This window comes from Spirillospora sp. NPDC000708, from assembly GCF_040299565.1.
Taxonomy (GTDB): Bacteria; Actinomycetota; Actinomycetes; order Streptosporangiales; family Streptosporangiaceae; genus Spirillospora.
In genome coordinates this window covers 1-26,007 of the sequence record NZ_JBEPCJ010000122.1, presented here as the reverse complement: position 1 = coordinate 26,007, position 26,007 = coordinate 1, and the positions used below count along the sequence as shown (strand labels likewise).

The 26,007-nt window shown below is 71.5% G+C and carries 26 protein-coding genes and 2 pseudogenes; 23 read left to right on the top strand and 5 right to left on the bottom strand.

The annotated features are described in order from the left end of the window. Nucleotides 1-157 (top strand): annotated as a pseudogene (locus tag ABT299_RS47340) (fumarylacetoacetase); the annotation flags it as partial. 328 nt (nt 158-485) lie between these two features. Here the strand turns inward: ABT299_RS47340 and ABT299_RS47335 are convergent. Continuing rightward, nucleotides 486-1,082 (bottom strand): flavin reductase family protein, encoded by a 597-nt coding sequence (locus ABT299_RS47335; RefSeq protein WP_500254828.1) that lies wholly within the window; start codon nt 1,080-1,082, stop codon nt 486-488. A gap of 127 nt (nt 1,083-1,209) precedes the next feature. On the opposite strand from ABT299_RS47335, the gene ABT299_RS47330 reads away from it, so the two are divergent. The 15 genes from ABT299_RS47330 (at nt 1,210) to ABT299_RS47260 (ending at nt 16,224) form a co-directional block, all read left to right on the top strand. Then, entirely contained in the window at nt 1,210-2,040 is an 831-nt protein-coding gene (locus ABT299_RS47330; RefSeq protein WP_500254827.1) for an alpha/beta fold hydrolase, read from the top strand. After that, nucleotides 2,037-2,855, top strand: coding sequence for an alpha/beta fold hydrolase (locus ABT299_RS47325; protein WP_500254826.1), 819 nt, complete (start codon nt 2,037-2,039; stop codon nt 2,853-2,855). The genes ABT299_RS47330 and ABT299_RS47325 overlap by 4 nt, the downstream gene beginning before the upstream one ends. Continuing rightward, entirely contained in the window at nt 2,848-4,209 is a 1,362-nt protein-coding gene (locus tag ABT299_RS47320; protein ID WP_500254825.1) for an LLM class flavin-dependent oxidoreductase, read from the top strand. The genes ABT299_RS47325 and ABT299_RS47320 overlap by 8 nt, the downstream gene beginning before the upstream one ends. After that, nucleotides 4,206-5,333: an LLM class flavin-dependent oxidoreductase gene (locus ABT299_RS47315; protein WP_500254824.1), complete on the top strand. Its 1,128-nt coding sequence runs from the start codon at nt 4,206-4,208 to the stop codon at nt 5,331-5,333. The genes ABT299_RS47320 and ABT299_RS47315 overlap by 4 nt, the downstream gene beginning before the upstream one ends. 4 nt (nt 5,334-5,337) lie before the next feature. Then, nucleotides 5,338-6,258: a 2-hydroxyacid dehydrogenase gene (locus ABT299_RS47310; RefSeq protein WP_500254823.1), complete on the top strand. Its 921-nt coding sequence runs from the start codon at nt 5,338-5,340 to the stop codon at nt 6,256-6,258. A 12-nt stretch (nt 6,259-6,270) separates the two neighbouring features. After that, the gene (locus ABT299_RS47305; RefSeq protein ID WP_500254822.1) at nt 6,271-7,218 is read left to right on the top strand and encodes an LLM class flavin-dependent oxidoreductase; all 948 of its coding nucleotides are present in this window, start codon (nt 6,271-6,273) and stop codon (nt 7,216-7,218) included. Then, entirely contained in the window at nt 7,215-7,676 is a 462-nt protein-coding gene (locus ABT299_RS47300; protein WP_500254821.1) for an ester cyclase, read from the top strand. The genes ABT299_RS47305 and ABT299_RS47300 overlap by 4 nt, the downstream gene beginning before the upstream one ends. Nucleotides 7,677-7,681: 5 nt before the next feature. After that, entirely contained in the window at nt 7,682-8,617 is a 936-nt protein-coding gene (locus ABT299_RS47295) for a quinone oxidoreductase family protein (protein WP_500254820.1), read from the top strand. Next, complete coding sequence (locus ABT299_RS47290; protein WP_500254819.1) at nt 8,607-9,620, top strand: amidohydrolase family protein; 1,014 nt, start codon at nt 8,607-8,609, stop codon at nt 9,618-9,620. Before ABT299_RS47295 ends, ABT299_RS47290 begins: the two co-directional genes overlap by 11 nt. Next, a complete protein-coding gene (locus ABT299_RS47285) occupies nt 9,607-9,882 on the top strand; it encodes a hypothetical protein (RefSeq protein WP_500254818.1) in 276 nt (91 codons plus the stop codon). Before ABT299_RS47290 ends, ABT299_RS47285 begins: the two co-directional genes overlap by 14 nt. Beyond that, the gene (locus ABT299_RS47280; protein ID WP_500254817.1) at nt 9,879-10,697 is read left to right on the top strand and encodes an IclR family transcriptional regulator; all 819 of its coding nucleotides are present in this window, start codon (nt 9,879-9,881) and stop codon (nt 10,695-10,697) included. Before ABT299_RS47285 ends, ABT299_RS47280 begins: the two co-directional genes overlap by 4 nt. Nucleotides 10,698-10,791: 94 nt before the next feature. Next, a complete protein-coding gene (locus ABT299_RS47275) occupies nt 10,792-12,255 on the top strand; it encodes a multicopper oxidase family protein (protein ID WP_500254816.1) in 1,464 nt (487 codons plus the stop codon). Between the two features lie 12 nt (nt 12,256-12,267). After that, a complete protein-coding gene (locus tag ABT299_RS47270; RefSeq protein WP_500254815.1) occupies nt 12,268-13,155 on the top strand; it encodes an NmrA family NAD(P)-binding protein in 888 nt (295 codons plus the stop codon). Between the two features lie 157 nt (nt 13,156-13,312). Next, a complete protein-coding gene (locus ABT299_RS47265; protein ID WP_500254814.1) occupies nt 13,313-14,632 on the top strand; it encodes a cupredoxin domain-containing protein in 1,320 nt (439 codons plus the stop codon). Continuing rightward, nucleotides 14,629-16,224: a DHA2 family efflux MFS transporter permease subunit gene (locus ABT299_RS47260; protein ID WP_500254813.1), complete on the top strand. Its 1,596-nt coding sequence runs from the start codon at nt 14,629-14,631 to the stop codon at nt 16,222-16,224. The genes ABT299_RS47265 and ABT299_RS47260 overlap by 4 nt, the downstream gene beginning before the upstream one ends. A 49-nt stretch (nt 16,225-16,273) precedes the next feature. Here ABT299_RS47260 and ABT299_RS47255 read toward each other — a convergent pair whose 3' ends face one another. Genes ABT299_RS47255 through ABT299_RS47240 form a run of 4 tightly spaced genes read right to left on the bottom strand, consistent with a single transcriptional unit; the run spans nt 16,274 to nt 19,638 of the window. Beyond that, complete coding sequence (locus ABT299_RS47255; RefSeq protein ID WP_500254812.1) at nt 16,274-17,044, bottom strand: ABC transporter permease; 771 nt, start codon at nt 17,042-17,044, stop codon at nt 16,274-16,276. Continuing rightward, nucleotides 17,041-17,823, bottom strand: a complete 783-nt coding sequence (locus tag ABT299_RS47250; RefSeq protein ID WP_500254811.1) for an ABC transporter permease — start codon at nt 17,821-17,823, stop codon at nt 17,041-17,043. The genes ABT299_RS47255 and ABT299_RS47250 overlap by 4 nt, the downstream gene beginning before the upstream one ends. After that, nucleotides 17,820-18,599 (bottom strand): ABC transporter ATP-binding protein, encoded by a 780-nt coding sequence (locus tag ABT299_RS47245; RefSeq protein ID WP_500254810.1) that lies wholly within the window; start codon nt 18,597-18,599, stop codon nt 17,820-17,822. Before ABT299_RS47245 ends, ABT299_RS47250 begins: the two co-directional genes overlap by 4 nt. Nucleotides 18,600-18,642: 43 nt before the next feature. After that, a complete protein-coding gene (locus tag ABT299_RS47240; protein ID WP_500254809.1) occupies nt 18,643-19,638 on the bottom strand; it encodes an ABC transporter substrate-binding protein in 996 nt (331 codons plus the stop codon). Between the two features lie 132 nt (nt 19,639-19,770). Between ABT299_RS47240 and ABT299_RS47235 the strand changes: the two genes are divergently transcribed. The 7 genes and pseudogenes from ABT299_RS47235 to ABT299_RS47205 form a co-directional block, all read left to right on the top strand. Continuing rightward, complete coding sequence (locus tag ABT299_RS47235; protein ID WP_500254808.1) at nt 19,771-20,958, top strand: Rieske 2Fe-2S domain-containing protein; 1,188 nt, start codon at nt 19,771-19,773, stop codon at nt 20,956-20,958. Nucleotides 20,959-21,057: 99 nt separating this feature from the next. Further along, on the top strand, nt 21,058-22,353 hold the full coding sequence (locus ABT299_RS47230; protein WP_500254807.1) for a peptidase dimerization domain-containing protein: 1,296 nt from the start codon (nt 21,058-21,060) through the stop codon (nt 22,351-22,353). Continuing rightward, nucleotides 22,343-23,299, top strand: a complete 957-nt coding sequence (locus ABT299_RS47225) for a DODA-type extradiol aromatic ring-opening family dioxygenase (protein ID WP_500254806.1) — start codon at nt 22,343-22,345, stop codon at nt 23,297-23,299. The genes ABT299_RS47230 and ABT299_RS47225 overlap by 11 nt, the downstream gene beginning before the upstream one ends. Then, nucleotides 23,296-24,156 carry an alpha/beta fold hydrolase gene (locus tag ABT299_RS47220; protein WP_500254805.1) on the top strand — a complete coding sequence of 287 codons (861 nt, stop codon included), beginning with the start codon at nt 23,296-23,298 and terminating at the stop codon, nt 24,154-24,156. The genes ABT299_RS47225 and ABT299_RS47220 overlap by 4 nt, the downstream gene beginning before the upstream one ends. Then, nucleotides 24,153-24,935 (top strand): alpha/beta fold hydrolase, encoded by a 783-nt coding sequence (locus ABT299_RS47215; protein WP_500254804.1) that lies wholly within the window; start codon nt 24,153-24,155, stop codon nt 24,933-24,935. Before ABT299_RS47220 ends, ABT299_RS47215 begins: the two co-directional genes overlap by 4 nt. Before the next feature lie 14 nt (nt 24,936-24,949). Further along, nucleotides 24,950-25,813 carry an alpha/beta fold hydrolase gene (locus tag ABT299_RS47210; protein WP_500254803.1) on the top strand — a complete coding sequence of 288 codons (864 nt, stop codon included), beginning with the start codon at nt 24,950-24,952 and terminating at the stop codon, nt 25,811-25,813. 59 nt (nt 25,814-25,872) lie between these two features. Further along, nucleotides 25,873-26,007 (top strand): annotated as a pseudogene (locus tag ABT299_RS47205) (MBL fold metallo-hydrolase); the annotation flags it as partial.

Below are 26,007 nucleotides of genomic sequence, written 5' to 3'. Positions count from 1 at the left end.
GACCTGGGGCGGCAAGGAGCCGGTCGAGGTCGGCGGCGAGCCCCGGACGTTCCTGGAGGACGGCGACACCGTCACGATCTCCGCCACCGCGCCGGCCGCCGACGGCGGCCGGCTCGGCCTCGGCGAGGTCCGTGGACGCATCATTCCCGCAGGGTGACACAGTCCCATCCCGGCGGCGGGCGCTGAACCGGAAACTGGCCGGGGGACGCACTGATCGAACCACGCGTCACGGCGTGTCGTCCGTCGTCCCAATGGCTGCCCGGGCAAATCGGGGGATGGCGCCGTCAGCCAGCGCCCGCCCGAGGTCGGGCCCCGGCTCATGCCCAGTCACTGGGAGGGTGACCTGGCCATGGGCAAGCTTCGCCTGACGGCATCAGCTCGACGGCCGCCCCCGCAGAATCCACGGCTAACGCGCGCTGAACGCGGTTCACCCGGCCCCTGCGCTCAGGCCGCTGCGACAGCCCCCTGAAACCGCCGGCAGGCGCTCAGGGGGTGGCGGCGTCGAGTTTCGCTGCCAGGACGTCGAAGAAGGGGGACTCGGCGTCCAACCCGTGTGGCGCGGCGGCGACGTCGGGGCCGGACGACGGTGCGGCGGTCTCCGTTCGGGACAGGGCGGTGAAGGCGCCGCGGAAGAAGACGAGCGGGTGGTCGTCGGTTGCCGCGTCCAGGCCGATGACGCGGGCCAGGACCAGTTCGTGGTCGCCGGCCTGCTGCATCGAGTGCGGGATGACGTCGAGCCAGGCCAGCGCGCCGTCCAGCACGGGGTGGCCACCGGGCGACATCGACCAGGAGACGGCCGAGAAGCGGTCGGCGCCCTTGCTGGCGAAAGTCCGGCAGGCGTCCTGCTGCGCGGCGCCGAGCAGCGTGATCGCGAAGCCGTCCGCGCGCCGCAGCCGCGGCCAGGTGGAGGACGTGGCCGCCGCGCAGAACGCGATCAGCGGCGGGTCGAGGGAGACCGAGGTGAAGGAGTTCACCGCCAGGCCCTCCGGCCTGCCGTCCACCATCGCGGCCACCACGACCACCCCGGTCGGGTAGCAGCCGAGCACCCTGCGGAACATCGCTGCATCCAGTTGTTCAGTCACGATCGTCATGGAATCGCATGGCACGGAATCCGTGAATCTACTGGTATCGCTCACCGAACCAGGGCTTCCCCGTCACCCAGTGTTTGGTTATCGTCGTTACGACCGTCACGCGAACGAAGGGAAGTCGGTGAGCGCGATCAGGTCACGGACGCTCGATGTGGACGGCGTGCGCACGCACGTGCTGGAGGCGGGCGAGGGGCGGCCTGTGGTGCTGCTGCACGGCGGGGCCTGGGGCGAGTGCGCCCGGACCGCCTGGCCGGCGGCACTCCCGGAACTGGCCGCGGCCGGGCACCGGGTGATCGCTCCCGACTGGCTCGGCTTCGGTGGCACCGCGAAGATCGTCGACTTCGGGGACCGCGCCGGGCGGATGCTCGCCCACCTGGCGCGGTCGCTGGAGGAGCTCGGCGTCGGCGAGGCCGACGTGGTGGGACTGTCGATGGGCGGCTCCCACCTGCTGCGCGACCAGACGTCCGAGGCTCCGCTGCTGAAGGTGCGCCGGATGGTGCTGGTCAGCGCGGGCGGTCCACCCGTCGGCGGGGCGGCGCGCGAGGCGCTGATGGCCTTCGACGGGACGGTCGAGTCCATGCGCGACCAGATACGGCTGGCCTTCGCCGACCCGGCATGGGCGCAGGACGAGGAGATGGTCGCCGCGCGCATGGAGGCGGCGCTGGCACCCGGCTCCTACGAGGCGTTCGCCTCGCTCGGCCTGCGCGCGCCCGGTGCCGCCCCGCCGCCGCTCGGCGACCCGTTCGACTACGCGCGGGTGCGGGTGCCGACGCTGGTGACGGCGGGGGACCGCGACCGGCTCAAGCCGGCCGGGTTCACCGAGGGCGTCGCGCGCGCCATCCCGGACGCGCGGCTGGAGATCTTCCCCGGTTGCGGCCACTGCCCGCAGCTGGAGGCGGCCACGGCCTGGAACACGGCGGTCCTGGCCTTTCTGGACAAGGAGACACTGTGAGCGACGTTCTGGAGGCCGCGGTGCGCTGGCACACCGAGCCCGGCCGCATCGAGGTGGACGGCGCGGAGATCGCCTACCGCCGGGACGGTTCGGGCGAGCCCGTGCTGTTCTTCCACGGCCACTGGCTCACCCGGTGCTGGAGCCCGCTGCACGCCGCGATCGCCGAACGCGCCGACCTGATCGCGCCCGAGGCCCCCGGCTTCGGTGACACGCCCTGCCCGTCCTGGGTGACCGGGCGGGACGACGTCGTCCTGCTGTACCGGAGCCTGCTGGACGCGCTCGGCCTGGACAGCGTGCACGTCGCCGGATACGGGCTCGGCGGGTGGCTCGCGGCCGATTTCGCGGTGTTCAACCCGCACCGGGTCCGGAGCGTGTCGCTGCTCGCGCCGTACGGGTTGCGCGTCCCGGGCCGGCCGATCGCGGACGTGTTCATCATGAACCCGGCCGACTACGACGACATGTACTTCAACGGCGACCCGGTCGAGGGCGTCGTGCCCGGGCCGGGGACGCCGGCGCAGGGCGGCGCCGAGGGGTTCGCAGCGCGGTACGGCGACATGGGGGCGGCGGCCCGGCTGATCTGGGACTTCCGCTACGACCTGAAGCTGGAGCACCGGCTGCCCCGGCTCGGCCTGCCCGCGCTGGTCGTCGCCGGTGAGGACGACCGGATCGTTCCGGCCGAGCACCCTGCCCGCTGGGCCGAGCTCCTCGGCACCGGTGTGAAGAACGTCCCCGGCGGCCACGCCTTCGCCATCCAGCGGCCGGAGGAGACGGCCGCGCTCATCACCACGTTCGTCTCGGGGGTCTCCCATGGCTAACCGCCTGCAGTTCCACGTGTTCCACCTGATGCCCTACCCGTTCATCCCGCCGGGCGAGGACCTGGAGTCGACGTGGGTGACGCTGCCGAACACCTACTTCGAGCCGCAGGTCGCGCACCGGCTCTACACCGACAACCTCGAGCAGCTCATCGCCTGCGAACGGCTCGGGTTCGACGGCATCATCGTCAACGAGCACCATCAGAACGCGTTCGGCACCATCAACGCCCCCAACGTGTGGGCCGCCTACCTCGCCGCCCGCACCAGCCGGATCCGGATCGGCGTGATCGGCAACGCGCTGCCGCTGCACCAGAACCCGCTGCGGGTCGCCGAGGAGATCGCGATGCTCGACATCGTGTCCGGCGGCCGGATCATCTCCGGGCACGTGCGCGGAATGGGCGCCGAGTACCACTCCTCGGGCATGAACCCGACGACGTCCAAGGCCCGGTTCTGGGAGGCGCACGACCTGATCGTCAAGGCGTGGACGGAGCCGGGGCCGTTCGCCTGGCAGGGCGAGCACTACGACATCGAGCACGTCAACCCGTGGCCGCGCCCGCTGCAGGACCCGCACCCGCCGGTGTGGATGCCCGGGACCGGCTCGACCGACACCATCGACGAGGTCGCCAAGCGGCGGTTCTCCTACATGCAGACCACCACCTCGAACTGGGTGACCAAGAAGTCGTTCGCGCTGTTCCGGGAGATCTGCCGCGACAAGTACGGCTACGAGCCCGACCCGGCGCAGCTCGGACGCGTCATCCCCACCTACGTCGCCGAGACCGACGAGCAGGCGCGCCGCGAGTTCATGCCGCACGCGATGTGGTTCTTCCGCACCGGCCTGAAGATCCCCATGCACCACCTCATGCCGCCCGGCTACAACACCGCCGAGTCGATCCTGCGGACGGTGAAGGGACGGCAGGCCGCCGGCGTTAAGGACTTCTGGGAGATGTCCTACGACGAGCTGATCGACCAGGGGTACATCGTCGTCGGCTCCCCGCAGACCGTCATCGAGAAGTACGAGCAGATGATCGAGGAGTACGGGCTCGGGATGGCGATCAGCGCGGGCGGTCCGCTCGGGTCGATGCCGCACTGGATGGTGATGAAGAACCTCCAGATCATGGCCGAGGAGGTCGTCCCGCACTTCCGCGAGCCCGACGGCAAGCCCGATCATCTGCGCGACGTGCGGCCGGCGCCGGAGACGAACGCGGAGATGGCGGCGCTGCACGGTGCGCCGAAGCTGTCCCCGGTCGTGCGGCTGGGCGACGGCCGTGACCTGCCGACGACGGTCGGGCACATCCCCGAGGTCGCCGCCGGCGCCGACACCAGCCCGCCCGCCGCACGTCCTGCGGGGCGGCGGTGAGCGCCGGCGCCGTCACCGACCGGTCGGCGGGGCCGTTGCTGGGCAGTCCGAACCGGCTGAAGTTGGCGGTGTTCTCGGCGAACATGGCGGGCGGCGCGAACCTCACCTTCGCGCCCGAGGCGCCCCGCGCCACCTGGCCGGAGAGCGTCGAGATCGCACGGGCCGCCGAGGCCGCCGGCTTCGAGGCGCTGATCCCGGTCGCGCGCTGGCGCGGCATGGCGGGCCCGGCGCGCCGCGACGCGCACCGCTCGTTCGAGTCGTTCAGCTGGGCGGCGGGGATCGCGGCGGTGACCGAGCGGATCCAGGTCTTCGCCACGTTCCACATCCCGGTCGTGCATCCGGTGAGCGCGGCCAAGCAGATCGCCACCGTCGACCACATCGCGGGCGGGCGGTTCGCGGTGAATGTGGTCGCCGGCTGGAACGAGGACGAGTTCCGCATGTTCGGGCTGGAGCAGCGCGAGCACGACGACCGGTACGCGGTCGCGGACGAGTGGATGAGCTTCCTCGGCCGGATCTGGGCGGCGGCGGAGGAGTTCGACTTCGACGGCCGCTTCTTCAAGGCCCGCAGCGTGTTGTCGGAGCCCAAGCCCGTGCAGCGGGGCCGCCCGGTCGTGATGAACGCCGGGTTCAGCCCGGCGGGCCGGGATTTCGCGGCCAAGCACGCCGACCTGACGTTCGCGATGGTCCCCGACGCGGCGGCCGCGGCCCGCATCGTCCCCGGCTTGAAAGCCGACGTTCAGGAGCGCCACGACCGCAAGCTGATGGTGTTCGCCGGCGCCCACATCGTCTGCGCGGCCACCGAGGACGCCGCGCGCCGCGAATACGAGCGCATGGTCGGCGAGGTCGGCGACCATGACGCCGCCGCCAACGCCATCCGGCTGCTCATCCCCAACTCGGGCAGCGCCGATTTCGATGCCGCCGGGATGGCCGCGTCCGCGATCGCCGGGTTCTTCGCGTTGCCGCTGGTCGGAACCCCCGACTCGGTGGTGGAGCAGATGAGTGAACTCGCCGGCGCGGGGCTCGACGGGCTGGCGTTGTCGTGGCTGGATTACCAGGCCGGGATCGATCAGTACGCCCGGGAACTGCGCCCCCGGCTCATCGAGGCCGGGCTGAGGGAGGGATGAGCAGGTGATCGCTCTGGTTCCGGCCGACGCGCGGATCGAGGCGATGGGGCCGCTGCCGGACGGCGTCGAGCTGGCGGTGTTCGGAGACTCAGTTCCCGAAGGCGCCGAGTTCTGTGTCCTGGACCCTCCGGCGCGTGACCGGTTCGCTGAAATCCTGCCCCGCCTGACTGCACTGAAGGTCGTGCAGACCCTCAGCGCCGGCGTCGACCGCGTCCCCAAGTTGCCGGACGGGGTGACGCTGTGCAACGCGAGCGGTGTGCACGACGGCCCCGTCGCCGAATGGATCGTCGCGGCGATCCTCGCGATGAACAAGGACCTGCCGCGCTATATGGAGCGGCAGAGCGCCGGGCAATGGGACACCTCCGGCAACACCGCGTTCTCCGGCGCCGAAGGAGCGCGGGACCTGTCGGAGCAGCACGTCCTCATCGTCGGCCACGGCTCGATCGGGCAGGCGCTGCAGTGGCGGCTGGCGCCGTTCGGTACGCGGGTCACCGGGATCGCACGCCATCGGCGTGACGGCGTCCACGGCCCGGAGGACCTTCCCGGCCTGCTGCCGGACGCCGACGTCGTCGTCCTGCTCGCGCCCGCGACCGACGAGACCAGAGGCATGGTGGACGCGGCGTTCCTCGCGCGGATGCGGCCGGGCGCGCTGCTGGTCAACGCCGCGCGCGGCACCCTCGTGCAGACTTCGGCGCTGCTGGAGGCGTTGCGCGAGGGCAGGGTCCGTGCCGCGCTCGACACCACCGACCCCGAGCCGCTCCCGCCCGGCCACCCGCTGTTCTCCGCACCGGGCGTGCTGGTGACGCCGCATGTCGCGGGGTCGTCCGCGCACTGGCGTGACCGCGCCTACCGGCTCGCCGGCGACCAGCTTCGCCGCTACGCGGCGGGGGAGCCGCTCGTCAACGTCCGCCGCCACGGTTACTGATCAGGAGCACGCATGCCGCATGAAGCAGAGACCAACCGGATCGGCGTCCTGCTGCCCAACGGGGTGCCGGGCTGCACCGGGGAGACCCTGCGCACCTGGATCCGGGAGATCGAGGACGGGCCGTTCTCCTCGCTCGGGGTCGCCGACCGTTACGTCTACGTCAACCACGAGATCATGATGACGATGGCGGCGGCCGCGGCGCTGACCAGCCGCGTGCGGCTGATGTCGGCTGCGTTCCTCGGCCCGCTGCGGCCGACGCCGCTGTTCGCCAAGCAGGTCGCCACGCTCGCCGCGCTGGCCCCGGGACGGCTCTCGCTCGGTGTCGCGATCGGCAACCGCGTCAACGACTACGCCGCCGCCGCGATCCCGTGGGAGCGGCGCGGCCAGATCATGGACGAGCAGCTGCGCGCCCTGGCCGAGATCCGCGACCTCAAGGGCGAAGACAACACCGTCGGGCCCGAGCTCGGCGAGATCGAGCTGCTGATCGGCGGCGCGTCCGACCCGGCGCTGCGCCGGCTGGTCGAGCACGGCGACGGCCTGGTCAGCGGTGGGCTCAAGCCGGAAGTCTTCGCGTTCGAGGCGTTCGCCGCCGTCAAGGCGTGGGAGGGGGCGGGCAGACCCGGCCGACCGCGCCTGGTGGCGAGCATGTGGTACGCCTCCAGCGAAAAGCCCGGCGACCTCGCCGAGGCCCGCCTGGACTCCTACCTGAAGAACGGCGGGCCGCCCGAGCACGTCATCTCCGGCATCGCCCGGGGCCGCGACGGCATCGAGGCCGCGTTCCGCGCCTACCGCGCGCAGGGCGCCGACGAGGTGCTGTTCTTCCCGCTGCTGGACGATCCCGCCGAGCTCGACTGGCTCGCCGGCGTTGTCGGCGACATGCCGCTCGTCGAGCGAGGCGAGCCGACCCCCGACTTCTCCCTCTTTCAGAGCGGTCCCAGCATGAAGGGACGGCACGCATGACGGCGGTCGAGCTTCCCGGCGCCGATCACCCCCTCCCGGACGCCGACCTGCGCGCCCGGCGGGAGGCGGTCGTCATCGAGCACCTCACCACCGAGATGGCCGGCGACCTGGACGCCTGCCTGGCGACGATGCCGGACGGCGCGCACTACCGGATCATGCCGCTGCGGCGCGCCCACGCGGGCGACGACCAGGTCAGGGAGCTGCTGACCGATCTCCTTGGCGCCTTCCCCGACCTGCAACTCATCCCGAGGCTCGTCCATCACACGGCCACGGCGGTCATCATCGAGGGCCGCACCCGCGGCACTCAGCACGCCGACTGGGCCGGCATCCCGTCCAAGGGACGGGTGATGGACATCGAGGGCGTCATCGTGTTCCGGTTCCGCGGCGACACGATGATCAACGAGACGGTCTACTACGACCACGCCGCCGTCGCCGAGCAGCTCGGCGCGGGGGAGTGAACGCGATGCGCGGGCTGCGGATCACCGAGTTCGGGCGCCCGCCGACCTTCGCCGGCGATCTCCCGGCCCCGGAGGCCAGCGAGGGGACCACGCTGGTGCGGGTCGCCGCGGCGGCGCTGGGCCATCTCGACCGCAGCGTCGCGTCCGGCACGTTCCCGCACCACCCGCCACTGCCTTACACCCCCTGCGGTGACGGTTCCGGCTGGGTCGAGGAGTCCGACCGGTTCCCGCACGGCGCGCTGGTGTGGCTGCGCGGCGGCGGGCTCGGCGTCGCCCGGGACGGCGTCGCCGCCGAATACGCCGCCGTGCCCGACGAGGCGGTGCACCTCGCGCCGGAAGGCGCCGACCCGATCCTGGCGTCCTGCTTCTTCTCCCCGACCACCTCGGCGTGGATCTCGGTGCACGACCTGGCCGCGGTGAAGGAGGGGCAGCGCGTCCTGGTGACCGGTGCCGCCGGGGCGGTCGGCTCGCTCGCCGTGCAGATCGCCGCCCAGGCCGGTGCGGAGGTCACCGCGCTGGTCTCCCGCGCGGAGCGGGCGGCCCTGGTCCCCGGCGATGTCCGGACGCTCGTCGGAGCGGTCGACACCGGACCCTACGACGTGCTGATCGAGACGGTCGGCGGCCCGGGCCTCACCGCCCGGCTCAACGCGGTGCGTCCCGGCGGCGTCGCCGTCATCGTCGGGTACACCGCGGGCGCCCGCGTCGAACTGGACCTGCCGTCCCGCTGCGCCCACGACGTGGACCTGCGGTTCCTCAACATGATCCGGCGGGCGCCGCAGGCGTTCGCCCTCGCCGACGAGCTGCTCGTCCGGCTGTCGGCGGGAGAGCTGACCCTGCGGACCGACCGGTACGCGCTCGCCGCCGCGCCCGTCGCCTGGGAAGCGCTCGGCGCAGGCCGCGCGGAAGGACGCGTGGTCCTGGAGGCGGCCGATGATCGATGACGTCTTCGTCTTCGACCTCGTCGTGCACCTGCACGACATGAGCGAGGCGAACCTGCTCGCCGGCGCGCCCTGGGCCAGGCACGTCAGGAACATGTCGCTTGGGCTGGGCGAGGCGCTGCGGCCCCTGCACGGCGACTCCGAAACCTTCGACCGCAGGCTGTCGGCCGAGACGATGGGACGGATGGTCTTCGGCGACCCGTCCGGCACCGAACCCACCGACATCGCGATGGCGCAGGTCGTCCCCGTCTTCGACTGGTACGACGACTGGTGGGCGCCCGTCGACCTCCAAGCCGAGTTCGCCCGCGCCTTCCCCGGCCGCGCCCTGTTCTGCGGCGGTGTCGACCCGGGGTTCCGCGGCGTGGAAGCGGCGCTGGAACACCTCGAATGGCAGGTCATCGACCGCGGCGCCGTGTCGCTGAAGTTCTACAACGGGCACGTCGACCGCGGCTGGCGGTGCGACGACGAGAAACTCGCCTACCCGCTCTACGAACGGGCCCGAGACCTCGGTATCGACGTCCTGCAGTTCCACAAGGGCAACCCGTTCGGCACCGAGAACCTTGAGCAGCTGCATCCCGGTGACCTGCAGCGCGCCGCCCGCGACTTCCCCGACCTGACCTTCGTCATCCACCACCTGGCGATGCCCTACTTCGACGAATGCGTCAACATCGCTGCCCGCTTCCCCAACATCCACCTCGCCCTGTCGGCGACCGTCAACTTCACGCCCGTCCGGCCCCGGCTGATCCAGCGGCAGGTCGGTGAGCTGCTCGCCACCGTCGGCGCCGACCGGCTGCTGTGGGGATCGGAGGCCGCGCTCGCCGGCCCGCCGCGCCCCTACCTGGAGGCGTTCATGGCCCTTCAGATCCCCGACGACCTGCGGGAGGGGTACGGCTACCCGCAGATCACCAAGGACGACAAACGCAAGATCCTGGGCCTGAACGCGGCCCGGCTCTTCGGTGTCGACGTCCCCGATTCCCGCTCCGGGACCGGCGATGAACGTCTCTGACGCGGTCCAGGCCCTCTCGCGCACGCTGCGGGGGCACGGCGGCGGACTCGAACTCGTCGCGGACGGGCCCGTGCCGACCGTCCGCTACACCGGGATGTGCGCCGGGTGCCCCGGCCGTCCCGCCTGCCACGAGGGCCTCGTCGCGCCCGTGCTGCTCGGTCTGCCGGGCGTGCGCGGCGTCGACGCCCCCGGCACCCGCGTCGACCCCGTCGCACACGCCAGACTCCAGCAGTTCACCGGAGGCGAGGGAGGGCCACGATGATCACCGCTGCCGCCACGCTCACCCCCATCGACACCACCGGGGGCGAACCCGCCTCGGGGGAGACCGACACCGTCCTGTCGAAGGTCCGCCTCATCTTGGAGGCGTTCCGCCCCGACGACGAGGGACTCTCGCTCGCCGAGCTGGTCCGCCGGACCGGGCTGCGCAAGGCGACCGTGTACCGGCTCAGCCAGGAGCTCGTCGCCTGGGGCGCGCTCGAGCGCGCCGGCGTCGGCTACCGGGTCGGGCTCCGGCTGTTCGAGCTCGGCCTGCTGGCGCCGCGCCAGCGGATCCTGCGCGACATCGCCCTGCCCTTCCTGGAGGAGCTCGCCCAGAGCACCCAGGAAACGGTGCACTGCGCCGTCCGCGACGGCGGCGACGTTCTCTACATCGAAAAGCTCGGCGGGCACCGCAGCGTCACCCGCCCGTCGCGCACCGGCGGCCGCATGCCGTTGCACTGCACGGCCACCGGCAAGGTCCTGATGGCCCATGCACCCTCCCGCGTTTTGGAGGACCTGCTCGCCCAGCCGCTGCGCCGCTTGACCGGCCACACCGTGATCGCACCGAGGCTCCTGAGAACGGAACTCGACCGCATCCGCAGCGCCGGCTACGCGGTGGAGAGTGAGGAGGCACGCGTCGGCTTCCTGTCGGTCGCCGCACCCGACCGCGCGGCGCGCGGACGGGTCGCCGGGGCCATCTCCGTCGCCGCACCCACGTCCCGGTCCCAGCTCAGCAGGCTCGTCCCCGCCGTCCTCACCACTGCCGGGCGTATCTCCGAGACCTTCATCGAATACGAACTGGACCAGGAGAGCAGGTGACCGCAGGCCAGGTCCGTCCACCGAACCTCCAGGCTCCACACGCGGCTCACGAGCCCGCACACTCCGGGCATCGGTCCCTCACCCGGAGGTCCCCATGGCAGACCGAACCGCCCTCACCCGCCGCAGACTGCTGCAGAGCGGAGCCGCGATCGCCCTCACCGGCGCCGCCGGCCTCGCCGTACGCGGGCTGACGGCGCCGTCCGCGCTGGCCGCCGACACCTTCCAGTCCCTCGAACCGTCTCCCGGGAGCGTCGACATCGGCGGCCGGACGGTTTCCACGTGGCGTTTCGCCGACGCGATCCCCGGCCCGGCGATCCGCGCGGACGCCGGCGGGTCCATCTGGGCTCGGCTGGTCAACGGCCTTCCCGACCCGACGACCGTGCACTGGCACGGCATCCGGATCGCCAACGCGATGGACGGCGCCCCCATCACCCAGACGCCCACCCCGTCCGGCGGCTCCTTCGACTACCGCTTCACCGCCCCCGACCCCGGCACGTACTTCTACCACTCGCACTACGGCATGCAGCTCGACCGCGGCGTCTACGGGCCGCTCATCGTCGACGACCCGAACGAGCCGCTGTCCTACGACGCCGAGTTCGTCGTCGTCCTGGACGACTGGATCGACGGCACCGGCACCACACCCGACGCCGTGCTGGCCAAACTGCACGCCGGAACGCTCAACACCCCGCCCATGTACAGCGACGCGCTCGGGGGGCAGGCCGGGAACGTGTCCTACCCGTACCACCTCGTCAACGGCAGGACCCCGGCGAGCCCGGTCACGTTCAACGCCTCGCCCGGGCAGCGCGTGCGGGTCCGGCTGATCAACGCCGGTGGCGACACCGCCTACCGGGTCGCGCTCGGCGGGCACCAGCTCACCGTGACCCACACCGACGGCTTCCCCGTCCAGCACGTCACCGTCGACACCCTGCTGATGGGCATGGGGGAGCGGTACGACGTGCTCGTCACGCTGGGCTCAGGGGTCTTCCCGCTCGTCGCGTCCGCCGAAGGCAAGAGCGCCCGCGCGTTCGCCCTCGTCCGGACGGCCCCGGGAACCGCGCCGCCCTCCTCGGTGACCGTCCCTGAACTGAACGGCAACCTGCTGGCGCTCTCGCAGCTGCACGCCGACCCGTCGGTGCACCTGCCGTCCCGGCCGATCGACCAGACCGTGCGGATGTACCTGGGCATGGGACCGCTCGGCATGACATGGTCGATCAGCACCTCACCGGGCGGCACCCCGACCGGATCGCTGCGCGTGCAGGTCGCTCAAGGGCAGCGGGTGCGGCTCGCGTTCACCAACGCCACCCAGATCTGGCATCCGGTCCACCTGCACGGCCACACCTACCAGGTCGGCGGCGCGGGCGCGGGGCCGCGCAAGGACACCGTCATCGTCCGGCCGAACGAGACGATCAACGTGGACCTCGACGCGGACAATCCCGGCGAGTGGATGCTGCACTGCCACAACCTGTACCACTCCGAACTCGGCATGATGGCGACGCTCGGGTACGGGCCCGCGCCGGCGGCGGCGGCTCAGCCGCACACCGCCCATCTCGGGCACTGAGGAAGGACGACGATGCTGCTGGTGACCGGTCCGTCGGGCAACGTCGGGAGCGAACTGGTCGATCTGCTGGTCGAGCAGGGCGCCGGCCGGCCGTGGCGGGTGGCGTCCCGCCATCCCGAAGCGCTCGCCGGGCGGGTGGCGGAGGCGGGCGGTGAGGCCGCGCGGCTGGACTTCTTCGACCGCGCCACCTGGCCGGCCGCCCTGGACGGTATCGACACGCTGTTCCTGCTCTTCCCGCTGCCGGGCAACAAGGCCGCGCGCAACGGCATCATTCCCTTTCTCGAAGCGGTGGAGCATGCAGGCTGCCGGCACGCGGTCTATGTGTCGGTGTTCGGTGCGGACCGGGCGAGGTTCATTCCGCATTACAAGGTCGAGCAGCGGCTGTTCTCCTCCGGAATGACGTGGACGGTGCTGCGGTGCAGTTTCTTCATGCAGAACCTGCACCGCAGTATCTCCACACACGGCGAGGACATCGTGGACCACCACGAATTGTTCATCCCGGCAGGCCGGGGCCGCACCACCTTCATCGACGCGCGGGATGCGGCGGCGGTGGCCGCCGCTGCACTGCTCGACCCGCCCGCGCACCACAACGCCGTCCACCACCTGACCGGGTCGCAGGCCCTGTCCATGGACGAGGTGGCCGCCGCACTGTCGGTGCGGCTCGGATACCCGGTGCACTACAGTCGTCCGAGCCTGCCGCGCTTCGCGACCAGGCTGCGGCGGCGCGGCGTCGGCTGGGACAGCATCGGCTTCATGAGCGCCGTCTACACCCTCACCCGCCTGGGGCGGAACCAGCCGATCACCGGCGATGTCGAACACCTGCTGGGCCGCCCGCCGCGCACTCTCGACGAATTCCTGGAATTCAGCATGTGGCGCTGGCGCGAGCGCGCCTGGACCTGACCGGTATCGGCCTGGTTCGCTGACCAGAACATCAGGCTCACGGTCGCAATGCGGTATATCGCACGATTGCGGCGCCGGAGTGCCGCCTCGTCGACGGGGCTTCGGATTCGGGGATGTCCTGCTCCGTTTTCGATATGAAGGATGGTGAGTTCGGCCGATGATCGCCGAATCCCCCACGCCACTGGTCTATCTCGGACTGCCGGCGGAAATGATGCCGGCCGCGGCGAAAGCCGCAGCGGCGGGCCCGACCGTCTACCGGACGGCCGGTGGTCTCGTCGCCGGCGCCCTGGCGCCCGAGCCCGCCGAGCCGCGGTGGCGCCGGGTCGCTCCGGCCTTCGACGCGCCCGCGGACACGGTGTCGGCCGAGGACGGCCTCGCCGCGGCCATCCGAATGGGACCGGTCATGGTCCCGCTCGACACGCACGCCGCCATCGCCTACGGCGTTCGCGCCGGCCTACTCGAACTCGTCCCCGAGGACGGGACCGGCCCGGTCCGGATCGCGCTGCGCGGTCCCGAGGCCCTCGGCATCCGCTGCACCATCGCACCCGATCAGGACGAAGACGAACCGGACGACGCGCAACGCGTGCTGTACGGCTGGTACCTGGGGATGCCGCTGGTCCACAAGGTCTCCGTTCCCGGCTACTACGGCGGCAAGGCGCCGGACGAGCCCGATCCGGCGCTGCCGGCGATGCGCTGCTACCTGACCGGGACGGTCGACGAGGCCGCGCCGTCCTCGCCGGTACGGGAGGTCCCGACCCCCGACGGCATGCGCACCCTGTGCTCGCACCAGAACACCACGGACAAGCACCCCGGCGCGCAGCCGCACAACAACTTCGGCTTCTTCGTCGTCCGCGGCCCGAAGGGCACCGAGGACAACGTGCGGGTCAGGCCGGCGCCGCCGAACTCGAATCCCGCCGAGCCGCTCGCGTATGAGATGCGGCTCAACGGGCGCTGGACGGGCCTGAACAGCCATCTCGTCATCGAGCACGGCGTCGCCACCGGACTCCTCGCCCTGGAGCCGTTGGAGTACGGCGGTCAGATGTGGACCTCGTTCCCCGGGCGGACGCAGCTCGCGATCGAGTGCGAGCCGACCGGGATCGTGGAGATCGACGCCGGCCGGCGGCTGACCCAGGGCACGCTCGACATCAAGAAGGCCGACATGGAGCTGATGGGCCACCGGCGCAACAGCCCGGTCGCGCCGGGCGCCCGAAGGATCGAGGTGTCCTGCGCCGGCCTGGAGTTCCTTCCGTCCCGCATCCACGTCCGCGCCGGTGAGGACGTGGCCATCGCCCTCACCGCCACCGACGTCATGCACAACCTGGAGATCGAGGAGCTCGGCTTCTACGTACAGGCGGACGCGGGGGAGACCGCGCTCGGCGGCCTGCGCGCCGACGAGCCCGGCACGTACCCGTTCCACTGCTCGCTGATGGCGCACCGCGCCGCAGGCATGACCGGGACCCTGGTGGTCGGGCCATGACCGCGCCCGCAACCGCCCCGGCCGCCCTGCCGTCGCGCGGGCAGACCCTCGTCGTCTTCGGCGGGCTGCTGCTGGCCCTGCTGATCGTCGGGCTCGACCAGACCACGGTCGCCGTCGCCGCACCGACCATGATGCAAAAGCTCGGCGGTCTCGGCGATCTGCCCTGGGTCTTCAGCGCCAACCTGCTCGCCGCGGCCGCGGCGGCACCACTGTTCGGCAAGCTCAGCGACCTGTTCGGACGCCGTGCCCTGTTCATCGCCGCGCTGGCGGTGTTCGTCGCGGGCTCGGCCGCCTGCGGGCTGGCGCACAACAGCGGGCAGCTCATCGCCTTCCGCGCCGTCCAGGGCGCCGGGTCCGGCGGCATCACCGCCATGGTGGTCGTAGTGATCGGCGCGATCGTCGGCCCCCGAACCCGCGCCGCCTACCAGGGCTACGTCGGCGCCGAGCTGGCCGTCGCGCAGGTCATCGGGCCGTGGCTCGGCGGCTACCTGACCGATCACGCCACCTGGCGCTGGATCTTCCTGCTAAACGTGCCGATCGGGCTCATCGCCCTCCTCGTCGCCTGGCTGACGCTGAAGGCGCCGCCGACCGGTGCCCGTCCGGTGATCGACTGGTTCGGCGCGGCGCTGCTGGTCGCCGGGATCGGCTGCCTGCTGCTGGCACTGTCCTGGGGTGGAACCAAGTACCACTGGTCATCGGGGCAGGTCATCGGCCTGCTGGTCGCCGCAGCCGTTCTGCTGGCCGCGTTCGCGTTCGCCGAGCGGCGCGCGGCCGAGCCGATCGTCCCGCTCGGCTTCTTCCGCAACCGGGTGACCGCCGTCGCGCTGCTGCTGATGATCCTGGTCGGAATGAGCATCTTCAGCCTGACCTTCTACATGCCGGCGATGCTGCAGATCGTCACCGGGGTCAGCGCCACCGACTCGGGCTTCCTGGTGCTGCCGCTACAGCTCGGGGTCGTCGCCACCTCCATCGTGTCGGGGCACGTGGTGGCGGCCAGCGGGCGGTACCGGCCCTGGCCCATCGCGGGCACCGCCGTCGCCGCAGTCGGGGTGTACCTGCTGTCGCGGATCACACCAGGCACCAGCGAGGTCACCGCCATGCTGTTCATGGTGGTCGTCGGGCTCGGGCTGGGCTGCCTGGTGCAGCTCATGGTGGTGGTCGTGCAGAACGCCGTCCCGCAGCGCGACCTCGGCAGCGTCACCGCCTCCACCGGCCTGTTCCGGATCGTCGGCGGCGCGATCGGCTCGGGGATCTTCGGCGCGATCCTCAACTCCCGCCTGCCGGACGCCGTGGCGAAGCACGTCCCGCCGCGCGCGCTCCCGCCGGGACTTCCGGTCGGGTTCCTCACGCAGAACCCGTCGCAGGTGGAGAAGATGCCGCCGCCGGCGCGCACCGGTCTGGCGGCGGCGTTCGCCGACGTCTTCCACGTCATCTTCCTGTCGGCGCTGCCGCTGGCCGTCCTGGCGTTCGTCGCCGCGCTGCTCCTCAAGCAGATCCCGATGCGCGGCCACGACCCCGCCGTGGACGACCCCGGTCCGGAAGGCCCCGCCCCGGCCGAGGACGAGACCGCCCCGGCCGGGACCGACGCCTGACAAGCATGTCCCCTGGCCGGGCGGCCGGCCAGGGGACGTCTCGGGCGCCTCAGCCGGCCGCGTTCTCCGGCGCCCAGCGCAGCAGCCGCCGCCGCACCAGCAGGAGCAGGCCGTCCAGGACGAACCCGAGCACCGACACCGACACGACCGACACGTAGAGCTGGGCGGTGTCGAGTTGGCGCCACCCGGCGACCATCGCATGCCCCAGCCCGTCGGACGAGACCACCATCTCGCCGACGTACACGCCGATGATCGCGCCGATGAGCCCGACCCGGGCGCCCGCCAGCAGTCCCGGTAGAGCCGAGGGCAGGACGACGCGGAACACGACCAGGAACCGCGACGCGCCCATCGACTCGGCCGACCAAGTGAGCCGTTCGGGCACGCGGGACGCCGCGGCGGCCACGGCGGCCGTGATCGGGAAAACGGCCTCGGCGAAGCCGAGCGCCACCTTCGAGGCGGTGCCGAGGCCCAGCAGGATCACCAGGGCGGGGAACATGGCGATCTTCGGTGCGGGGAACCCGAGCCCCACGATCGGCCGCAGCGCGGCCCGCGCCGTCGCGGAGCGGCCCATGGCGAGACCGGCGATCGTGCCGGCGGCCAGCGCCAGCGCGAAGGCGGCCAGGACCCGTTCGAGGGTGATGCGCAGGTCACGGGGGAGAGAGCCGTCCGACCAGAGGTCACCGGCGCGTCGTGCGACCGCTCCGGGGCCGGGCAGGACGAACGGGTTGCCGAGCCATCCCCGCGCCACCACGACGTGCCACGCCGAGATGGCCACCGCCAGCGCCAGCAGCGGGCCGGCCCGCGAGATCAGCCGGGTCATACCTCTCCCTCCCACCAGCGGACGGCGCGGCGGACCGCCTGCGCATACGCCGCGTCCAAGGCCAGCCCGGCGAGCGCGACGAGCACCGTCACCGCCCACACCCGCTCGTACTGGCCGATGTCATAGGCGTTGAACAGGTAGGCCCCCACGCCCTTGCCGCGCACCAGCAGTTCGGCGCCGACCAGGCTGAAGATCGAGACGGCCAGGGCGGTGCGCAGGCCGGACAGCACCTGCGGCAGGGCCGCGGGCAGCACGATCGTCAGCAGCCCGCGGACCGGCCCGGTGCCGGCGGCGCGCGCCGACCACAGCAGGCGTGGCTCCACCTCCGCCGCGCCGTGCGTCGCCGACACCGTCAGCGGGATCAGGCAGCCGAGCACGATGACCACGATCCGCGCGGTCTCACCGGCGCGCTCGGACGGCATCCGGAGTCCGAGCACGAGCAGCAGCGGGATCACCAGGGCCACCTTCGGGACCGGATACAGCAGTGCGAGCAGCGGCTCGACGAGCCGCCGCAGGACCCGTGCCCGGCCCATGGCGATGCCCAGTGGCACCCCGATCAGCACGGCCAGGCCGAGCCCGGCGGCCCACCGCCCGGCCGACAGACCGACCTGGCTGCGGAACCCTCCGTCTCGCAGAACGTTCCAGACCTCGCCCAGCACCTTCGACAGCGGAGGAAGCGACTGGTCGGGCGCCACCCCGATCCTCGGCGCGACCTCCCAGCAGCACAGCAGCACCAGCAGGGCCGTCACGGAGATCGACGCCGACCGGATCCGCGTCACGCCCGACCCTCCTCACGGAGTTCCGCCCAAATGCGCTCGTACAAGGCGGCGTAGGAAGGGTCTGCGAGCACCTGCTCGCGTGTACGCGGACGCGGGAACCCTGGCGTGACGACGTCGCGGACCCGCGACGGCCGCGACGACAGCACCACGATCCGGTCCGACAGGTAGAGGGCCTCCTCCACGCTGTGGGTCACGAACAGCACGGTCTTGCCGGTCTCCTCCCAGATCCGCAGCAGTTCTTCCTGCAGGAGCGCGCGGGTCTGGGCGTCGAGGGCGCCGAAAGGCTCGTCCATCAGCAGCACCTCGGAGTCCATGGCGAGGGTCCGGGCGATGGCTACGCGCTGCTTCATCCCGCCCGACAACTCCGACGGGTAGAGGCGGTCCGCCTCGTCCAGCCCCACCAGGGACAGCAACCGCCGCGCTTCCTCCGCCCGGTCCTTGCGGGGAACGCCGCGCCGGGCCAGCGCCCAGGTGACGTTCCCGAGCACGGTCTTCCAGGGGAAAAGCGCGAACTCCTGGAAGACGATGCCGCGGTCAGGACCGGGGCCTACCACCTCGCGGCCGTCGCACAGCACGGATCCGCCGTCGGCGCCGATGAATCCGCCGACGATATAGAGCAGGGTCGACTTGCCGCACCCCGACGGGCCGACCAGGCTGACGAACTCGCCGGACCGGACGTCCAGATCGATGCCGCCGATCGCCTGCACCATGCCGCGCCGCCGCCCGGCGTAGGACTTCGCCACCCCGGACAACCGCAGCTTCGGCTCATCGCTCACCCGGCGTGCGGAGCCCGCCGGGTGAGCCGTTTCCGCCGCCATGTCAGCCCGCCTTCGCCAGGACGGAGGCGTCGAGGTACTTGCGCACGTCCAGCTTCTTCTTCAGGACGCCGCTTTGGTGGAAGTAGTCCCAGGTGGATTGGAGCCCGGCCGCGTCGAGGGCTCCGCCCGGCGGCCGGTAGTAGTCGTCGCGGGTCATCAGGTAGCCCTTCAGCGCGCCGGCAGGGATTTTGGCGATCTTCGCCTCGGCGTCGATCACGGTCGGCAGGTTGGCGGGGTCGGCGACGTACTTGGCGACGGTGCTGAAGTCGTCCATGAAGCAGCGGGCGGCCTTCGGGTGCTCCTTGACGAAGCGGCGGTTGAACACCTGCAGGAGCTGGGGCATGTTGTCGTGGACGTCGGCGACGCGGAACAGCGGCCGGAACCTCCCCGTCGCCATCGCCTTGGCGTAGAAGGGCTGCGCGAACACCGCCGCGTCGACGCGTCCGCTCGCCAGCGCCTCCTGCTGCTGCGGGTAGGGCAGTTCGGGGTTCTGGTAGTCCTTGCCGGTCTTCAGCCCGGCCTGCTGCAGGTACTGGACCTGAATGTAGTAGGTCGGCGTGCCGATGCCGGCGGTCGCGACCTTCTTGCCGCGCAGGTCGGCAGCGGTCCTGATGGGGGAGTCCTTGCGGACGAGCCAGGTGGTGGTGAAGTTCGGCGTCCGCTCGGCGAACATCTCTCCAGCGATGGTCAGGTCCGCGCCGCGCTCCACGGCGGTCCCGGCCGCCAGGGCGCCGACGGTGGCGCCGTCCAGCGTGCCGGCTGCCAGTTCCTGGGCGCCCTGCGCGGTGTTGGTGAGCTGCTTCCACTCCAGCGTGTAGCAGTGGCCCTGGTTCGGCGCCTTCGACGGATCGGCCTGCATCAGGTACTTGATCTCGTCGCCGGGGACGCCCCAGGCCATCCGGATTCTGGCGGGGCCGCCACCGTCATCGGTGGCGGCCCCGCAGCCGGACGCCAGTCCGGCCAAGACCGCGGCGGCGAGCACGAACGTAACGCGCATGGACGCTCCTTGGGGGTGGGGCACGGTGCATGGCGAGTGTCCGCGCGTGCCGGTCGGCACCCAAAGGTGGCCGGTTCGTTGGGCGAACCCTGTTCCTTGGCCCCACCAGGCGTCCCGCACCAACATCGAGGCGTGACAGGAGCCGAATCACAGACGCAGCGGGGAGCGCGCGGACGCCGGGACTGGTCCACGTGGCCGCACTACGACGCGGCCGCGGCAGGATTCCGCGGCTACTGGTACCCCGTCGCCTGGTCGAACCACGTGACCGGGAAGCCGACAGGCATCACGCTGTGCGGAGACAAGATCGCGCTGGTCCGCGACCAGGGGACCGCGTACGCGCTGCATGACCGCTGCCCGCACCGGGGCGTGCCGCTCTCGCTGGGCCGCCGGGAGTTCCCGGGGACGCTGAGCTGCCCGTACCACGGGTGGACCTATGACCTGAAGGACGGCGAGCTCGTCGCGGCGATCACCGATGGGCCCCAGTCGCCGATCTGCGGGAAGGCCCGCGTCGCGACGTACCCGGTGGCCGAGCGCCTCGGAATGGTGTGGGTGTACGTGCCCATTGCCGAGGAGGATCCGCAGCCGATCGACGAGCAGTTGCCCGAGGAGCTGGTCGAGAACCCGTTCGTCATGGGCGGCCGCATGGACGACCGGGCCGGCAACTGGCGATTTGCGTGCGAGAACGGATACGACGAGGGGCACGCCAAGTACCTGCACCGCACGTCGCTGTGGCGGCTGTTCAAAGCGATGCCGACGTGGAACGTGACGCGCATCGTTCCGGAAGGCCGCTGGATCTACCGCAAGCAGGAAGAGCAGTTCTGGGAGGCGGACTTCCCAGGGCTTGGACGTTGGACGAACCAACGCTGGTGGAAGCTCAATCCACCCGCCGCGAAGGCGGGAAGCACACCCTCCAACATCGGCAACACCGGAGCGGCGGCCAAGGTCGACCCGGTCATCGCCGCGCAGGACTTCCCCGGCTTCGCGTCGGTGTCGATGCCCGGCGTGCTGCGCATCGCCTATCCCAAGTTCATCCACTACGAGTTCTACGTCCCGGTCGACGCCGACCGGCACCTGTACGTCGGCGTGATGGTCAATTTCCTGCGCGGCCCGGCGACGCTGAAGTTCTACGCCAAGTACCTGGGCTGGATCCGCTGGCTGTTCCACGGCCAGTTCTCCGGCCAGGACGCGTGGATGGTCGACGTGACCGATGCCCCTCCCGAGCAGCTGTACCGGCCCGACGTCTCGCTGACGGCCTGGCGGGGCCTGGCCGAGAAGGAGTTCAAGGCCAAGCTCGCCGCGATCCGCAAGGAGGACGACTGAGATGCGACGCGCTGTGGTGATGGCCGTGCTGGCGGCCCTGGCGGTGCTCGCCTGGCGGTTGCGGCGGACCAGCCGGACCCAGGTCCACCGGATCAACCAGTGACCTGGGTCGAGCGGGCCCGCGCGAACGTGCGCCGCGCGCGGCTGCTGGAGCTGGTCACGGGACTGGTCGCGATTCCCAGCCCGACCGGGGACGAGGGGCCGCTGGCCGGGTACGCGGCGGCGGAGTTGGCGGCCGGTGGGCTGCGGTCCGGGACGCTGCCGCTGGACGACCGGCAGGCGTGCGCCTGGGCGCGGCTGCCGGGGTCGGGCGGCGGCCGCGATCTGATGCTGTACGCGCCGGTCGACACGCTGACCATCGGACGCGCCGAGGCGGACGTCCCGTGGATCGGCCCTGAGCTGCGCGCCGACATGCGTGCCGAGCCGTCCGTCCACGGTGACTACGTGGTCGGGCTCGGAGCCGGTAACCCCAAGGGGCACGCGGCCTGCGTGATCGCCGCGGCGGAGGCGGTCGCTGCGGCGGGTGTGCCGCTGGCGGGCGACCTGCTGGTGGGGCTCGGCGCGGGCGGTATGCCCACCAACTCGCCCCGCCTGGACGGTGATGTCCGCCGCCACACCGGCCAGGGCGTCGGCTGCTCCTTCCTGCTTGAGCAGGGGTTGTGGGCGGACCATGCCGTGATCGCCAAACCGGGTTGGACGGTCTCGTACGAAGAGGTCGGACTGGCCTGGTTCGAGGTGAGCGTGCACGGCACGCACACCTACGTGGGCAGCAGGCACCGGCTCCCGTACCGCAACGCGATCGCCGCCGCGGGCCAGGTGGTCGCCGGGCTGGAGGCATGGTTCGAGGAGTACGCGGCCCGGCACACCGCCGGGACGGTGGCGCCGCAGGGAGTGGTCGGCGCGATCGAGGGCGGCTGGATGCGGATGGCCGCGGTCACTTCGGCGGCCTGCCGGTTCCGCTGCGACCTCAGGCTTCCGCCGGACCTGTCCCCGGCGGCGGCCAAGCGCGAGTTCGCGGCGGCCATCGAAGAGATCGCCGCCAAGACCGGCGCGGAGGTCACCTGGGAGATGGTGCTGGCCGTCCCCGGCACGCGCACCGCCCCGTCCGACCCGGTGGTCACCGCCGCCGTCGCCGCGTTCAAGGAGGCCGAGGACGGCCGGCACGTGCCGGTCCTCGGCAACTCCGGAGCGACCGACGCCAACATTCTGCGGTCGCGCGGCGTGCCGACCGTCCGGGTCGGGATGCCGAAGGCGAGCACCGGCGAGTTGGGCATCGACCCGTCCACCGACTTCCAGATGGGGATGAACACCGTGGACCTGCGCGAGATGGAGCGGCTGACCAGGCTGCTGATCCGGGTCGCGATCGACGTGATCGGGGTCCGCGATGTCGGCTGAGATCGTGTTCGGTGTCGGCGCGTCCCACAGCACGCTGATGAACACCCACTGGGAGCAGACCGCGCAGAAGGCCGAGGCCACCCGGTTCTGCGACGCGCTGTACCAGGCCCGGGACCTGCTCGCCGAAGCCCGCCCGGACACCGTGGTGATCGTCGGCTCCAACCACTTCCGCGGCTTCTGGCTCGACCTCATCCCCGCCTTCACGATCGGCGTGGGGGAGTGCATCGCCAGCGGCGAATCCGGTACGCCCAAGGGACCGTTGCCCGTGGACGTGCCGCTGGCCAGGCACATCGCGTCCTCGCTGATGGAGGGCGGTTTCGACCCGGCGTTCTCTGCCCGGCTGCAGATCGATCACGGCCAGACCCACGCCGTCCAGTACCTGCTGGAGGGGCTGGACGTCGACATCGTGCCGCTGGTGGTGAACGTGTTCGCGCCGCCGCTGCCGACCACGGCGCGGTGCGCCGCTCTCGGTGAGGCGGTGCGCGCGGCCGTGCAGGTCTTCCCGGGCGACCGCCGTGTCGCGGTCATCGGCTCGGGCGGGCTCTCGCACCGGCTGCCATGGCCGGACTGGCGGGACCCGCACGGCGACGACGAGGAGTTCATGGTCGCCGCCTGGCTGAACGGGCGCGGCGACTGGTCCCGCTACGACGCCCGCCGGCGGCAGATCATCCGGGCCGCGCCGAGCGTCATCAACCCCGGGTTCGACCGGGAGTTCCTCGACCTGATCGAGACCGGCCGAGCGGACCGGGCGTGCGCCTTCACCACCGATGAGCTGGAGCGGGTCGCGGGCAACGGCGCGCAGGAGATCCGCACATGGCTGGTCATGGCCGCCGCCCTCGGATACGCGCCCGGCCGCCGGCTCGCCTACGAGCCCGTCCACGACTGGCTGACCGGGATGGCCGTGGCCGTCCTGGACCCGAACGCGCAGAAGGAGCCCACCACATGACGATCTGGACCGACCTCACCGGCGTGGACCATCGGCTGGCCTACGTCGACGCGGGAGGCGTGCGGACCCGCGCGCTCATCGCCGGCCCCGAGGACGGCCCGCCGCTGGTGTTCCTGCACGGCACCAGCGGGCACCTGGAGGCGTTCGTCAGGAACATCCCCGTGCACGCCGACGCCGGCTACCGCTGCCACGCCATCGACATGCTCGGCCACGGCTACACCGGCAAACCCGACCACCCCTACGAGATCCCGCGGTACGTCGAGCACCTGACCGGCTACCTCGACGCGATCGGCGCGGACCGTGTCCATCTCGTCGGCGAATCGCTCGGCGGCTGGGTGGCCGCCTGGCTGGCGAGCGAGGCCCCCGGCCTGGTCGCGTCGCTCCAGCTGCTCGCGGCCGGCGGCACCAAGGCCGACCCGAAGATCATGGAGCGGATCCGTACCTCCACGCTCAACGCGGTGCGGACCGACGACATCGACCTCACCCGCAAGCGGCTGCACCTGCTGATGCACGACCCGGCCAAGGACGTCTCCGAGGAACTGGTCGACATCCGCCACCGCATCTACCACCAGCCGGACTTCGTGGCCAACGTCCACAACCTGCTGTGCCTGCAGGACATGCAGACCCGGCAGCGGAACCTGCTGCGGCCCGACCGGATGGCGCGCATCACCGCGCCGACTCTGATCGTGTGGGGACGCCAGAACCCGTTCGGCGAGGTGCCCGAGGCGCAGGCGATGCACGAAGCGATCGCCGGTTCCCGACTGGAGCTGTTCGCCGACTGCGGACACTGGCCGCAGCACGAGCGCGCCGACCTGTACAACCCGCTGTCGCTGGAGTTCCTGAAGGCCGCATCGTGATCCGCTTCGGCTACGCCGACACGCCGCTCGGGCAGGTGCACTACGCCGAATGCGGGAGCGGCCGGCCCTTGCTCCTGCTGCACCAGACCCCGCGATCGTGGGACGAGTTCCGCGAGGCGATCCCGATGCTTTCGGACGGCCGGCGCGTCATCGCACCGGACACCCCGGGCTTCGGCGCATCGGCGCGGATCCCCGGGCACTCGATCGAGACCTACGCCTCCGGAATCCTCGGCCTTCTCGACGCGCTGGGCGTGGACGAGTTCGATCTGGCCGGCCATCACACCGGCGGGGTCGTCGCGGTCGAAATCGCCGCGCGAGCTCCGAAGCGGGTGCGCAGGCTCGTCCTGTCGTCGACTCCCTACATCGACGAGGCGGCGCGGAAACGCCGCGCGTCCCGCCCGGCGATCGACGCGGTGGAGGAGCGGCCCGACGGCTCCCACCTCACCGAACTGTGGCATCGGCGCGCCGCGTTCTACCCCGAAGGCCGACCGGACCTGCTCACCCGCTTCGTCAGCGACGCATTGCGGGTCTGGCCGGACGTCGAGCACGGGCACGCCGCAGTGAGCGCCTACCGGATGGAAGAGCGGATCGGGCTGATCATGTGCCCGGTGCTGTGCATCGGCGCCTCCGCGGACCCGTACGCCTTCCCCGAACTCGCGCCGCTCACCGAACGCATCCCGCACGCCGAGACCGCCGTCATCGAGGGCGGGGGCGTCCCCTTGGAGTTCCAGGCCGCGGAGTTCGCCCGCCTGACCGCGGGATTCCTCGGCAGGACGTGAAAGGAACGACGAGCATGCCCACCGAAACGACCACCGCGCCGGCCGGAACCCTCGTCGAGGCCGACGGCGTCACCTACCACTGCATCGAGATGGGGCAGGGAGCGCCCACGATCTTCCTGCACGGCGGGGGACCCGGCTGCACGGCCTGGAGCGACTTCGGCCCCGTCGCATCGCTGTTCGCTCGGGACCGCCGCTGCCTGCTCATCGACATCCTGCAGTACGGCAGATCCGAGAAGTGCGTGATTCACGGCCCGATGTGGGACTTCCATGCCGCCAAGACGGTCGCGCTGATGGACGCGCTCGACATCGAGCGGGCCGACTTCGTCTGCAACTCCTGGGGCGGCACCATCGCCCTGAACCTCGCGGCGACGTACCCCGAGCGGGTTCGGTCGCTCGTCGTCACCGGTTCGATGCCGGTCTTCTACGGCCCGCTGGCCCCTCTCCCGGAAGGCGGAAGGCGCGGTCGGAACGCCCGCGACGCCTACTACGGCGGAGACGGCCCGAGCCCGGAGAAGATGCGCGACCTCATGGCGAGGCTCGAATGGTACGACCCCGACGCCATTCCCGCCTCCACCGTCGAAATGCGATACGCGCAGAGCATCGACCCCGAAGAGATGGAACTGGCGGCACGGTCCGACAGCCCGCGAGGCGACTGGCAGGACCTCACCGCCGCGCTGGGCCGCATCCAAGCGCCCGTCCTCTTCTGCTGGGGCATGCAGGACGCGTTCCTCACCCCGGACTACCCGCTGATGCTCGCCCGGATGGTCCCGCGCGGACAGCTCTACGTCATGGACCGGGCGGCGCACCACCTGCAGGAGGAACGCCCGCACGACTACCACGCCGTGGTCAACGGCTTCCTCAACCAAGCACACGCGTGAACCGCCGGACCGGCGGTTCACGTTCAGGTGACACTCATCGATCGAATGGGAGAAATGGAATGAAGCCGTTCGCGTCGTCGGCCGACCTGGCGGAGAAGCAGCGGAGCCTGGAGGTGCTGGCGGACGGCGTCTACGCGCTGACCGCCGAAGGCGATCCGAACGTCGGCGCGGTCGAGGCCGAGGACTTCGTCGTG

Coding starts and splice junctions, on each gene's coding strand:
- ABT299_RS47320 (WP_500254825.1), top strand. CDS start 2,848: ATGGCTAACCGCCTGCAGTTCCACGTGTTCCACCTGATGCCCTACCCG.
- ABT299_RS47305 (WP_500254822.1), top strand. CDS start 6,271: ATGCCGCATGAAGCAGAGACCAACCGGATCGGCGTCCTGCTGCCCAAC.
- ABT299_RS47300 (WP_500254821.1), top strand. CDS start 7,215: ATGACGGCGGTCGAGCTTCCCGGCGCCGATCACCCCCTCCCGGACGCC.
- ABT299_RS47295 (WP_500254820.1), top strand. CDS start 7,682: ATGCGCGGGCTGCGGATCACCGAGTTCGGGCGCCCGCCGACCTTCGCC.
- ABT299_RS47290 (WP_500254819.1), top strand. CDS start 8,607: ATGATCGATGACGTCTTCGTCTTCGACCTCGTCGTGCACCTGCACGAC.
- ABT299_RS47285 (WP_500254818.1), top strand. CDS start 9,607: ATGAACGTCTCTGACGCGGTCCAGGCCCTCTCGCGCACGCTGCGGGGG.
- ABT299_RS47280 (WP_500254817.1), top strand. CDS start 9,879: ATGATCACCGCTGCCGCCACGCTCACCCCCATCGACACCACCGGGGGC.
- ABT299_RS47275 (WP_500254816.1), top strand. CDS start 10,792: ATGGCAGACCGAACCGCCCTCACCCGCCGCAGACTGCTGCAGAGCGGA.
- ABT299_RS47270 (WP_500254815.1), top strand. CDS start 12,268: ATGCTGCTGGTGACCGGTCCGTCGGGCAACGTCGGGAGCGAACTGGTC.
- ABT299_RS47265 (WP_500254814.1), top strand. CDS start 13,313: ATGATCGCCGAATCCCCCACGCCACTGGTCTATCTCGGACTGCCGGCG.
- ABT299_RS47260 (WP_500254813.1), top strand. CDS start 14,629: ATGACCGCGCCCGCAACCGCCCCGGCCGCCCTGCCGTCGCGCGGGCAG.
- ABT299_RS47255 (WP_500254812.1), bottom strand. CDS start 17,044: ATGACCCGGCTGATCTCGCGGGCCGGCCCGCTGCTGGCGCTGGCGGTG.
- ABT299_RS47240 (WP_500254809.1), bottom strand. CDS start 19,638: ATGCGCGTTACGTTCGTGCTCGCCGCCGCGGTCTTGGCCGGACTGGCG.
- ABT299_RS47225 (WP_500254806.1), top strand. CDS start 22,343: ATGTCGGCTGAGATCGTGTTCGGTGTCGGCGCGTCCCACAGCACGCTG.
- ABT299_RS47220 (WP_500254805.1), top strand. CDS start 23,296: ATGACGATCTGGACCGACCTCACCGGCGTGGACCATCGGCTGGCCTAC.
- ABT299_RS47210 (WP_500254803.1), top strand. CDS start 24,950: ATGCCCACCGAAACGACCACCGCGCCGGCCGGAACCCTCGTCGAGGCC.